General features: G+C 52.2%; 13 protein-coding genes and 1 other annotated feature. Of the genes, 1 reads left to right on the plus strand and 12 read right to left on the minus strand.

Translation table 11 applies throughout. The features are described 5' to 3' along the window. Window positions 1-34: 34 nt before the first annotated feature. The 9 genes from MKX76_RS10390 to MKX76_RS10430 all read right to left on the minus strand — a co-directional run bounded on the left by MKX76_RS10390 (window position 35) and on the right by MKX76_RS10430 (window position 6,920). The gene (locus MKX76_RS10390) at window positions 35-1,249 is read right to left on the minus strand and encodes a Bcr/CflA family efflux MFS transporter (protein WP_007130341.1); all 1,215 of its coding nucleotides are present in this window, start codon (window positions 1,247-1,249) and stop codon (window positions 35-37) included. A 275-nt stretch (window positions 1,250-1,524) separates the two neighbouring features. Continuing rightward, a complete protein-coding gene (locus MKX76_RS10395) occupies window positions 1,525-1,986 on the minus strand; it encodes a DUF2269 family protein (RefSeq protein WP_341033699.1) in 462 nt (153 codons plus the stop codon). Beyond that, entirely contained in the window at window positions 1,983-2,609 is a 627-nt protein-coding gene (locus MKX76_RS10400) for a TetR/AcrR family transcriptional regulator (protein WP_007130343.1), read from the minus strand. Before MKX76_RS10400 ends, MKX76_RS10395 begins: the two co-directional genes overlap by 4 nt. 27 nt (window positions 2,610-2,636) lie before the next feature. After that, entirely contained in the window at window positions 2,637-3,089 is a 453-nt protein-coding gene (locus MKX76_RS10405) for a DoxX family protein (protein ID WP_341033701.1), read from the minus strand. Between the two features lie 222 nt (window positions 3,090-3,311). Next, a complete protein-coding gene (locus tag MKX76_RS10410; protein WP_007130345.1) occupies window positions 3,312-4,556 on the minus strand; it encodes an MFS transporter in 1,245 nt (414 codons plus the stop codon). A gap of 258 nt (window positions 4,557-4,814) precedes the next feature. After that, window positions 4,815-5,219 (minus strand): NUDIX hydrolase, encoded by a 405-nt coding sequence (locus MKX76_RS10415; protein ID WP_007130346.1) that lies wholly within the window; start codon window positions 5,217-5,219, stop codon window positions 4,815-4,817. A gap of 2 nt (window positions 5,220-5,221) precedes the next feature. Continuing rightward, entirely contained in the window at window positions 5,222-5,701 is a 480-nt protein-coding gene (locus MKX76_RS10420) for a DMT family transporter (RefSeq protein WP_028405533.1), read from the minus strand. A gap of 47 nt (window positions 5,702-5,748) precedes the next feature. Next, a complete protein-coding gene (locus tag MKX76_RS10425) occupies window positions 5,749-6,450 on the minus strand; it encodes a Crp/Fnr family transcriptional regulator (protein WP_007130348.1) in 702 nt (233 codons plus the stop codon). Window positions 6,451-6,494: 44 nt separating this feature from the next. After that, a complete protein-coding gene (locus tag MKX76_RS10430) occupies window positions 6,495-6,920 on the minus strand; it encodes a DMT family transporter (RefSeq protein ID WP_341033704.1) in 426 nt (141 codons plus the stop codon). 200 nt (window positions 6,921-7,120) lie between these two features. Here MKX76_RS10430 and MKX76_RS10435 point away from each other — a divergent pair, with 200 nt between their 5' ends. After that, the gene (locus tag MKX76_RS10435) at window positions 7,121-7,978 is read left to right on the plus strand and encodes a pentapeptide repeat-containing protein (protein ID WP_341033705.1); all 858 of its coding nucleotides are present in this window, start codon (window positions 7,121-7,123) and stop codon (window positions 7,976-7,978) included. A 65-nt stretch (window positions 7,979-8,043) separates the two neighbouring features. Here MKX76_RS10435 and MKX76_RS10440 read toward each other — a convergent pair whose 3' ends face one another. From MKX76_RS10440 to MKX76_RS10450, 3 genes are all read right to left on the minus strand, one after another. Next, on the minus strand, window positions 8,044-9,741 hold the full coding sequence (locus MKX76_RS10440; protein ID WP_341033706.1) for a glutamine--tRNA ligase/YqeY domain fusion protein: 1,698 nt from the start codon (window positions 9,739-9,741) through the stop codon (window positions 8,044-8,046). Between the two features lie 74 nt (window positions 9,742-9,815). After that, window positions 9,816-10,082, minus strand: a binding site (T-box leader). A 65-nt stretch (window positions 10,083-10,147) separates the two neighbouring features. Further along, window positions 10,148-10,636 (minus strand): translation initiation factor IF-3, encoded by a 489-nt coding sequence (gene infC / locus MKX76_RS10445; RefSeq protein WP_341033708.1) that lies wholly within the window; start codon window positions 10,634-10,636, stop codon window positions 10,148-10,150. A gap of 163 nt (window positions 10,637-10,799) precedes the next feature. After that, window positions 10,800-11,834, minus strand: a complete 1,035-nt coding sequence (locus tag MKX76_RS10450) for a DUF6528 family protein (RefSeq protein ID WP_341033709.1) — start codon at window positions 11,832-11,834, stop codon at window positions 10,800-10,802. Window positions 11,835-11,841 lie beyond the last annotated feature (7 nt).

An 11,841-nucleotide genomic window follows, 5' to 3' on the forward strand; every position in this document is an offset into this window, starting at 1 on the left:
GCAACGGATAACGAAATGTCATTCGAGGGATTTTTTAGCTTGCCGATGCTCCATCCCCGTTCGCTCTTGTCAGCTTGGTAAACGCCCATGCGCCAAGGCACGAGGTGACGAACAACACCGCTCCCATCGGCACGGCTGTCGTCTCGTCAATGCCGACCAGGGGCGATACCGCCGAGCCCAGCAATAACGGTACCAATCCAAGCACAGCGCTTGCGCTACCAGCCCGATGTCCCTGCTTCTCCATGGCCAAGGTAAATGTGCTGGTTGCGACGATTCCGATCGTGATCATGTATATAAAGATTAAGATGACGATGAGGGCCAGCGGACCTCGGATCGCCGTCATGATAAGCAGCAATGAAGTTGCGCTTACCGCCGTCCATACGCCGAAGCGCAGCAATGTCCGTTCCGGAATGATGCCGCCGAAGCGTCCGATCAGAAAGCTGCCGAAGATGATCGCGAGGCCATTGATGCCGAACAGAATGCTGAACACCTGCGGCGATACACCATATATCCCTTGATATACAAACGGAGTGCCTGACACGTAAGCAAAGCTCCCGCCGTGGATGAAGCCGACCGTCAAGGCGTATCCGATGAAGGAACGATCCTTGAACAGATCCCCCATGGTCTTTATCGAGTGGCCAATCGAGCTTGACATCCGTCTCTCGGGCGGCAAGGTTTCCTTCAACCGCAGCGTAATGGTGAGCACGATAAACAGACCGAATAAGCTTAGAAAATAAAAGATCGAATGCCAGCTGGCGGATGGAAGCAGCAAAATCGCTCCGCCCGACATTGGGGCGACCATCGGCGCAACGGCATTGATGACCGACAGCAGCGCAAAGAACTTGGTCAGCTCCCTGCCGCTGAACACATCCCGCACGACCGCACGGGAGATGACAAGGCCGGCAGCAGCAGTAAATCCCTGCAAGAATCTAGCGATAATCAGTGTCGTAATATTCGGGGCAAGCGCGCAAAACAGAGAAGACAATGCGAACAGCCCCAAAGAGATGATTAAGGGCATTCTTCTTCCGCGTGCGTCACTGATTGGACCCACGATCATTTGTCCCAAAGCCAGACCAATCAAGCACGAAGTCAAACTCAGCTGCACCAGTGAGGCTCGCGCTCCCAAGTCAGCCGATATATCGGGGAAGCTGGGCAGATACATATCGATGTTGAATGGTCCCAATATCCCCAGCAAACTTAGTAGAAATGCTAGGCCGAGGCGTTCTCTTCCTGTTGGATTATGAAGCATGCGTATCAAACACCTTTACGAAGAATTTAGCTTAAACTATGAATGTAACAGCCAAGCCATAGCTTGCCGAGCAAGTAAATGCATGCTCAAGCATGTTGGTTCCCGGACGACAAGACTTTGACCATTATAAGGGGTTCCGTTCTTTTTGTTAAGTGTTCGTTATAAAAAAACACACGGTAATGTTTTACCGTGCGCTCGCCTTCTTCTTATGATTCAGTTTCCTTCCTTTTCCTTACATGGAATCCTAGCGGAGTACGAGTTGACCATCTCTTCTATCAAAATGGCTTTGACACCATAAAATAAAGGATGGCTAGGGGAAGCAGGGTTGCGATCGTTCCGAATATGGCCCAATACCTTGAGGCCTTCTTATACCCTGCCGTGACCGCTCCGCATTCTACGGAATGCCCGCTGTGCCTGATCATGCTTTTCTGTAAAGGGATCAATACGCCTCCCCAAATCAGCCCCGTCACGCCAAACAAGACAAGCGATGCGGTGAGCCAATTCATTCCGCCAATCCCGAATCCGGAGCGACCAGCCATCACGATGCCGGAAACGATAAGCAGCAATAATCCCGGAAGGGTAAACACGTAGTCGGCCAGCATCACATTCTTCGCCGTCCGGTGGATGTGGGGCGGATTGCCCTCGATATCGGCCCTTACCTTCCAGAACGCTGCCGTTATGATATTCCCGACAAACAGCACGCTTCCGGTTATATGAAGAAACAGCCATACCGTCATCTGCTCCTGCCCCCCTTCCCGGCTTCTCCGGGCTGGAGAATACCGATGATAAAATCCTCGTACTCGTTCGTACCGAAGACGTCGCTCTTGGCCCCGATCAATCCCCGTACCCGCAGCCCGAAAGACAGCAATTCGAACAGCTCAGCCGTCCGCTCGGCATCGATGGATTTTGGAATTACGCCCGCTTCCTGCCCGGTCTCGATCCACTTCCTCGAGGTGGCCGTCGATTCCCTGTAAAACCCGGCTACAATTTCGGCAATCCCCGGCTGATCGCTCTTTCCGATCAAATACATCAAAATCTGGTTGCTGACGTCATCGCGGCTTTCCAGCTTCGTCATTCCATGCGCGATGGCGTTCATGGGTCCTTCAAATTGCTTCTTCTTCCCCTGCTTGTTTACTTCATTCATAAACCGTTCGTTTGATTCCGCGAGCTTCGCTTTCAATACATTGATATACAGCTCATCTTTGCCGGAGACGTAATGAAAGATCGCGCCTTTGGAGAGTCCGGTGCGTTTCATAATGTCCGTCAACGTCGTTTGACTGCAGCCCTTCTCCCGAATCAATTCCTCTGTTGCTTCCAGCAAGATGTGCTGCGTTTGCTCTCGGCGTTCTTCTTGCTTCATATGCGATTCCTCCTTATAGGTACTGCATTATCCTTGGGAAGGCAGCCAGCCTGCAATTAATATAGCGGCTATAAACACGATTTGAATAACCGTTCTGATCCCAAGCGGTGGAACCGGCCTGCCCGCTAGCTTGAGCTTATGACGGGCTGCATGCATGTTAGCTGGAAACATGGCAATCAGCAGCAGCGTCAGCAAGGTTGCTGCTATCGTTGTCGTCGACGGGAAGAGCAGCAGAAAGGCACCCGTTATTTCAAAAATGCCTGTCAAACTTACGATCATCCCCGCCTTCGGGATCCATGGCGGTACCATCGCGATCAAATCGGGACGCATTCTGCCCCAGTGAGCCGACGCTGCGATCAGCAGCATCACCGCTGCTGCAAAGCGAAGCGATATGACGGTGTCGTTCATGTACTCCCAGCCGGCTAAACCGAGTGTCCGAAAAACGAGAAACGAAAAGACCATGCCTATAAATGGTGCCATCTCCATCAACTCCTCATCCTCTTTGCTCCTTATTATATATACCGACCATCGGTTTGTAAATACGAACGACAATAAATGAGAGCCGTCCAAATTTACGACCCGCTCACAATGCCATGCGATCGCCGCGACGACAAATGAGCAAGCTGCAAATCTGACGGCTTTGCTTTGATCTGTTTGATTGCCCGGAGGATTGCTTCCCCAATCTATCCGGCATGGGACCATCTATTGTTTTGACGAGGCGGGGTATATTCTGAACAAATGTACGTATAGAACGACACTAATAAGTGCGGACAGCAGGATCAGGCTGAATATTCCCATTGGCGGAATCCACGCCGATAAAAACACAGTGACCGGCGCCAAAAATCGCCCGATCGTATACTGCAGATTGTCAGCACCCATGTATTGTCCTCTTGCATGCTCCGGAGCATAATGGCTGATAAAGCTTTGCATGACCGGTGAGCGGACAATCTCGCCGAATGTAAACACGATCGTAACGATAAACAAGAACCATAGATTGGTGCTGAAGCCGAGGGCAAACGTCCCTAATCCGGATAACAGCGATGACATAATGAATACGTCGCGCTCCTTCCAATGGCGCAGCCACTTGGTTACCGGCAGGATAAACAGCACAAACAAGAGACCGTTCAGGCCGAGCAGCCAGCCCAATATCTCGGTGCTCGAAAGCATCAGCTTGCCCTCCTCCCAGGAGAACAAAGCCTGAGCAGGCACGTAGTTCGTGACGTAGACGGCTAAATACAAATCCAGCTGCATAATCGCTACCAGCGCGAATATCCCTGCTAGTATGTACACCAGAAACACCTTGTCGCGAAAAATAACGCCGTATCCCTTCCACTGCTCCCTCCATATTTCGCCAACCGTTGCTGAACGGCCAGCGCTTCCCTCCCCAGGCGGCATGGATTCTTTAACGATCAAATAGATAGCGATGAAATACAGCAGCAGGATGAACGAGCAGGTCCACAGCAGCTCCTGCCGGTAATGGAAGAAGAATACCGCTCCAAGCGCCGGGCCTAACACTGCCCCGATATTATTGGCGGTCGTGAACGTAGCGAACACTTGACGCCGGTCCTGTGCCGGAACCAGGTCCGCCACCATGGCCGTGCTGGCCGGCCTATAAATGGCACCGCCGAAGCCAATGGCAATAAACGCCGCATAATCGAGCCAATGGGAAGATGACAAGGCGAATACGGCGAACATCAAGGTTTGGAGCGCAGCGCCCGTCAGCATGACGGGACGGCGTCCGATCCGGTCCGCCAAAGCGCCTCCGATCAAGCTCCCTGCCATGCTGAATAACGGGGGAACCGTCATCAGCATCCCCGCGATATCATTTCCTAACGCATTCCCGAAATAAACCGCGATAAACGGAAAGTACATCCACACGAGCATATTGAACAGCGCTTCGCCAAATAAGCGAACTTTTAAATTGGTATTCCATAATCGAATTTGCATAAGAAATAGGCTCCCTTTAGCTATACAACGCGATGGCTAAGCTCTGACTTCCCGGCCGGGTATCACCTACTATAAAATAATTTCCTGGCAAAATATAGACTTATATTAGGCGTTCGTTTATACTAATAATATGAAAATCGAATAAGACCCCGTTTGATTCAAATGTTCCTTAAATCGAACGTACGTTCTAAATCTAATGATTAAAGACGCCTCCGCGGAGGCGTCTTTTTTAGACTTAAATGGTTCATCGTTCTCTGGTTAATCGTTCAGCTGCTTGGTCTCGTATAACCGCTCGAAGATCAGCCGGCTCACCTCGGACACACGTCCTTTATCTTGATATGTCAACCATGCCAGCTCCTCGATCTCCGAGGCTGGCGACAGCTCTCCGTCCGCCTCTGCCGTATAACAGGACATCTTCACGATGGCTCCATCGGTTTTACCATGAGCCTCCGCCTCGAAGGTTCCGTAGTGCACGGCGCTTTCCGGTTGTATCCGAACGGACAGCTCCTCTTCAATCTCCCTGGCAAGCGTTTCGAGCTCCGTCTCGCCGGCCTCACGCTTTCCGCCGGGAACATAGTACGTATCCTTGCCTCTGGAACGGGCGCATAAGATGCGTCCGTCAACCACATGCAGCCATGCGACTTTATCAATGATCGATCCCATGTTTACTCTCCTCCTTCGCGAACTTTTCGAGCTTCTTGCTTCTCTTGTGATCCTCCTAATTTAAACACCAGAATGCCGCCGATGATAACCAGAACTCCAATCAGCTGGTTTATTGTAAAAGGAACCTTAGCAAGACCGAGCCATCCCATGGAATCCCACAAGAGGGCGAACCCGAGCTGTGACGTCATGACAATCGATATGGCGAACGTCGGTCCGAGCATTTTCGTAGCTTGAACCAGACAGATCACCACGCCTACGCCGATGACCCCACTGATCCAATACCAGGGCTTCATCCGGTCCAGCTGGAAGGTGGCGGTACCCTCGACTGCCAAGCTTATGATGAAGGATGCAGCAAAGCCCAATCCAAGCACCAATGTTGTCGTTGACCATAGTCCCGTGGCAGCATTAACCCGGTTGTTGAATATATTTTGCAGACTTACCAGAGCGCCGGCTATAAGCGCCAATACCAATCCTCCGGCCACATTCCGCTCCTCCTTCACTTTCCCCATATGTCGTTCTTAGCGGTCATTTATTCTTCGTAAATATTGCCCCCGGCCACCTCGAACAGCTTCTCCCGATTCTTGATCAGGATGATGCCGCGGCGGCGCTCGATCAAGCCGTCCTTGCAAAATTTATGAATCACCCGGTTCAGATGCCTGTAGCTTGTCCCGAGCAGATTCGCAATATCTGACAGCTGGAAGACATCTGGAGGATCGGTTGCGAACGCTCCGGAATCGCCTTGCGAGACCGAAAGCAGATAACTGGCTAGACGAACTTCCACCGGATGCATCAGATTAAAGCTCATAAAATTGGACTTAATATAAAATTTGCGGGTGACGATCTGCAGCAGAAACTGCAGCAGCGGCGGATGGGACTGACCGTATTTATTCAGCCAACGATGATGAACGGCAACCATGGTCGAAGGCATCACCGCCTGCACCGTGTTGATGAATGGATTTCCTTGAATATACTCAATATCACCAATCACCTCCAGCGGCGTTTTAAAGGACAGAATGAGCGCCCTGCCTTCCGGTGACGTTGTAAACACCTTGATTTTCCCTCCAACAAGCACATAAAGGTATTCAGCTGTCTCCCCCTGCTTGCAAATGCTCTCTCCCTGTTCGTACTCACACAGCAGCAGATGGGGCTCCAGTTCTTCCGGGAACACATGCTCCATCTGGTGCTCGCGAATTAAGGAACGCAGGCGTTCCGGATCGCGACTTTCTTTCATCGATCAGTTCACTTCCCATCTGTTCATGATTCTGTCCTTTGCTGCTACATTTTAAGGAACAGCACACCGGCGATCATCATGGCAATGCCAATGCATTGAGCTGCCGTAATCCTCTTCTTGGCCACGCCGAACCATCCGCCGGCGTCAATCACGAACGTCAGGCTCAGCTGTGCGATCAACAGCGCCGATATCGTCAAGGTTACCCCGATATGCCGGATCGCGGTAACTTCACTGAATATGATCGGTGCCGCCAAAGCGCCTCCTAATACATACACCGGGTTCACCTGCCTAACCCAATACTGCTTGCTGTCACGGACAAACGACAAAATTACCAATGCCATCAAAAACCCCGTCAGCTGCGTTACGGATGCCGCCGGCCATGTTCCCATATCCTGACTGATCCTTGCGTTCGCCACACCCTGCAGCGTTATGCATGCACCGCCCAGTATAGCAAATACAATTCCTCTCATGCGTATAAACTCCTCGCGTCGTCATTGATCTGTATATTATTTAAGAGTATATCCGGCATTGGGGAAAAGGACATATGTCCTAAAATGGGGCGAAAATGATAAAACTGAGATTGCATCTATGACTTTACCCTCTCTATGGTCTAAAATAGAATCTATGTATTCATGTTCATCGCCCATGTGGAAGGAGATTCATATCATTCATGACGAACAAACAAACCTCATCCGAATCGCTGCGGCATAGTCTGCAATCGGACTGTTCCAGCTGCTTCGGCTTATGCTGCGTGGCGCTGCCCTTCGCGGCTTCATCGGATTTTGCGGTGAATAAGGACGCCGGAACACCCTGCAGCAATCTGAGAGCCGATTTCCGCTGCGGCATCCACGATCATCTTAGACAAAAGGGCTTCCGCGGCTGCACCGTTTTCGATTGCTTTGGCGCAGGACAGAAGGTATCCCAGCTTACTTACCAGAGACGCGACTGGCGGCAGTCAGCTGAGACCGCCAAGGAAATGTTCGAGGTATTCCCGATAATGCGGCAGCTCCACGAGCTGTTATGGTATTTAAGCGAAGCATTGGAACAACGGCCGGCGCAAGAAATTCATGCCGATATCGAACGAGCGCTGGAGGAGACCGAGCGCATGACGCTTCTCCCTCCGCCAGCTCTGCTGAAGCTCGATGTGGCAGCTCATCGGGCCGAAGTCAATTTGCTCCTGCTTCGGACAAGCGAGCTTGTCCGGGAGAATGCCCGCCGTAAGCACACCGGTCCTCCCGTCAGGAAGAACATCGGCGGCCGGGGTGCGGATCTGATCGGCGCCAAGCTTAAGGGCGCCGATCTTCGATATGCCAATCTGAGAGGGGCTTATCTCATCGCAGCTGATCTGCGCGGCGCGGATCTGAGGGTAGCCGATCTGATCGGCGCGGATTTCCGGGATGCGGACATTCGGGGAGCCAATCTGACCGGATGCCTCTTCCTAACCCAAGCCCAAGTCCAAGCCGCCATCGGGGATGCGAGCACGAAGCTCCCGCCTTCGTTAACGCATCCTGAGCATTGGCCGGCCTGATTCGTTCCCGATGAAATGCAGCTCTATTCCTAGCGTTCGCAAAGCTTAATGCATCGCATACATGGTCATTTGAACATGTCGCTGTTCTGCCTCTTCCACGAATCCTTCAACGGTACAACGCGGTTAAACACAAGATGCCCGGAATGGGCGTGCTTGTTATCGAGATAGAAGTAGCCGTGTCGGATGAACTGGTAGGTTTGATGGAAAGAGGCATTGCTCATGCTCGGCTCAAGAAAAGCCTTCTCCACCCGAATCAACGATGCCGGGTTCAGGAGCTCCTTCCAATCGTTGCCGGATTCTGCAAGAACAGCGGTCTCCTTCAGAAGGCGATCATACAGATGCAGCTCTGCATGGATCCCGCAACTCATGGATACCCAGTGAACCGTCGACTTGACTTTCCGTGCGTTGAACCCGCTTCCGCTTCGTGTCAACGGGTCATAGGTGCAGTGCAGCTCGGTTATTTTACCGGTTAACGGGTCCTTTACGACTTCCTCGCAGCGGATAAAGTAAGCTCCCTTCAGCCGCACCTCCTGCCCCGGCGACAGCCGGTGAAACCCTGCGATCGGATCCTCCATGAAATCCTCCCGTTCGATCACCAGTTCCCTGGTGAACGGGACTTTCCTGGTTCCCAGGGATTCATCGCCTTCATGGTTCGGCAGAACAAGCATTTCCGTCCGGTCCGCCGGAAAATTCGTGATGACCACTTTCAGCGGGTGCATCACAGCCATGGCATTCAGGGACCGCATCTTCAAATCCTGGCGGACAAAGTGCTCCAGCATCGCCGAGTCCACGGTACTAGGATTTTTTAGCGCGCCAAGCTCTTCGAGAAATCGTCGAAGCCCTTCCGGAGTCACGCCCCTACGGCGCAACCCTTGCAGTGTCGGCAGTCTCGGGTCATCCCAACCGTCGACATAACCCCCATCAACCAGCTCCCTCAAATATCGCTTGCTCGTAACCGTTCCCGAAATATTCAGCCGGCCGAATTCCCTCTGCTTGGGAGGCTCCGGAATATCAAGCTCCCTCAGTACCCATTCATACAGCGGGCGGTGATCCTTGAACTCAGCCGAGCATAAGGAGTGCGTAATCCCTTCAATGGCATCCTGGATCGGATGGGCAAAGTCATACATCGGGTAGATACACCATTCATTTCCGGTTCGGTAATGCTCCGCATGGATAATCCGGTACAGTACGGGATCCCGCAAATTGAGATTAGGTGATGCCATATCGATCTTCGCCCGAAGCACCTTCGAGGCGGCTGCAAACTCTCCATTCTTCATCTGCTTGAATAAGGACTCATTTTCTTCCACCGTCCGGCCTCGGTATGGACTATCCTTCCCCGGCTCGGTCAGCGTTCCCCGGTAAGCAGTCATCTGCTCCGGACTAAGGTCGCAGACATAGGCCTTGCCCTTGCGAATCAGCTTGATTGCGGCCTCGTAGATTTGCTGCGAGTAATCCGATCCGAAATATACATCCGGTTTCAATCCAAGCCATTCAATATCCTGTTTGATCGCCTCCACATATTTAACGTCTTCCTTAAGCGGGTTCGTATCATCGAAGCGCAGATTAAACCTGCCGTCAAACCGGTCAGCGATCGAATGGTTAACCTGGATGGCATATGCGCTTCCGATGTGAAGATAACCGTTCGGCTCGGGCGGGAAACGCGTCGCGATCGGCCTGCAGTACACTCCGCTCGCGATGTCCTCCCGCACAATGTCCGTCAGAAAGTCGGACTTCATAGCTTCGTTTCTTTTGTCAGTGCTCATGGGTACAACCTCTTCTAAATTAACATGTTCATTTCCTCTGGAACGACAAAAAATCCCGCCCCCAAGACAAATGTCTTGGGGACGAGATTTGATTTCTCGGTGCCACCCCTATTTGCCGATATCTCACGATACCGGCCTCATCAGGTACGGCCATCGGCTGACGGCTTATACCCTAGCTCTATAACAGGAGCTCCTGTCGCACCATCTGCTTATGTAAACCACAAGTTCCGATGCGCCGCTCAGAGGCTTGGTTCAACGAAGGGTTTCCCGCCCCTTTTCAGCTTGCTGGGGCTCTCTGTAGGGAATCCTGACTCGTCTACTCTTCTCTTCATCGCGTTTATAATTTGAATTATAGTATCATCAAAGAACGCAAAAGTAAATCATGGAATTGCACGCCTGGTGGCATTTACACCGGGAGCAGCTTCACCGTCGCCTGTTTGCCGCTCACTTGGATGCCGTTTTCCTTCGTTCCCTTCCCGGCCAGATCGTGGATCAACCGTTCCAGCAGCTTCCTGGCGGCATCGCCCTCCTTGCCCTGAATGCGGATGATCGGCTGGACCGCCTTGCCCGATTCAAGCAGCTTCTGCATTTGAGACAGCTTGGTGTCATAGTCGTGCTCCTCGATATGTACGGTGAGGCGAAATTCTTTCACTTTGATCGGACCGCTGGCCGGCTTCTGTCCTTTCTTCTCCTTCGCGGCCTCCTGCTTGGCCATTCCTCGGCTGACTAGCTTGCATGGCGGAGGGCTGCTGAACAGCGAAGTGCACACTAAATCCGCCTTATTCGCTTTCGCCAGCGCTAATGCCTCGTCCCGTGGCATGATGCCGAGGTCATCACCGTCGAGTCCCGTCAGTTCAACCTCGCGTGCTTTTATTTTCTCGTTCATCATCAACATCCGATTGCCTCCTTCAGATCCATCCCTGATACGTAAGGATAGCATACCATACCAGGCAAAAAAAGATCGCCCAAGCACATCGCTTGAACGATCCTCAGCAGCATCTCCTCACTCGTCGCCTTAAGAGCTTTTGAAAGGGACTCTCGATCCCGGCTATCTTCAACTACTGATAGTTAGGATTCAGTATCCGTGCTTTGTAGAATGCAGCACCGGTCTTGGTACGTGTTGCACTCGGAAGGAAAAAGTCTGCCGAATCCGTACACCACGTGTAAAGCGTACAGCCGCCGACCGGATTCTTCGCGACATCCGCGACCGTTTGCACCACCTGGCCTGATGACTGATTACCGACAGCCTTTACGCCCACCCGGCTGATCTCGTCAGCTCCCGCATACGTAAGATCGAGCGAATTGGTCGATTTGACGTATTGATATACCTTCCCACCCGATGCCACCCACAATCGGTCAAGGTCTCCATACACCGGTTGTATGTCATGCCCGTTCAAGCGGGTAACATCCAGTCGAACATGCTCGGTCAACGTCGGGCTCGCGGCTGTTCCCCCTTCCTTCAACCCAACGATCGCCCCATTTCCCAGGCTCCATAATATTTCATTATGCGGATCCCAAGATACGCCGTGAGCGCTCTCCAAACGATACTCTGCGTATGTCATTGAATGACAGCTCTGAGACGATGTATAAATCCGTACCCAGCCTCCAGTGCTTGCTGCAACGGCAATGTTGCCGTTGGGCAGAAGTTCGGCGGAGTGGGGATTGCCGCCTACATTCGCTGCCCAGAGCTTATAATTTCCTGCAGGATATGGAATAATCGCGGCCAATCCCCTTGAGTCGGTAACGAGCATAACCTGGGTTCCGAAGAAATCGCTGTTTCTAATCCGTGCTTCCGTCGGCAATCCCCAATAGGCGGTAAACTCAGCGAAGCCGTTGGATGCACTGGGTGCCCAAGACCATTTAACGGCCCTGGAATCATTCCAATCAGAGACGCCAGGGTCCATCACCAATATTTTTTTGGACGCTTGATCGCTCATAGCGATATCATAATCCTCCTGGAGAGGCGAAGATGCGTCCACCCAGCTCATTCTTAGGTTATCTCCGGTAATAAAGAGAGTCAGGGCAGCCAGAGAGATACCAACAGCGAGCAGCAAATGGCGCAGCCGGGATGTCATCTTCTTCCGATTATTCATTCGATCC

Source organism: Paenibacillus sp. FSL R5-0810 (assembly GCF_038002285.1).
Taxonomy (GTDB): domain Bacteria; phylum Bacillota; class Bacilli; order Paenibacillales; family Paenibacillaceae; genus Paenibacillus_AQ; species Paenibacillus_AQ lactis.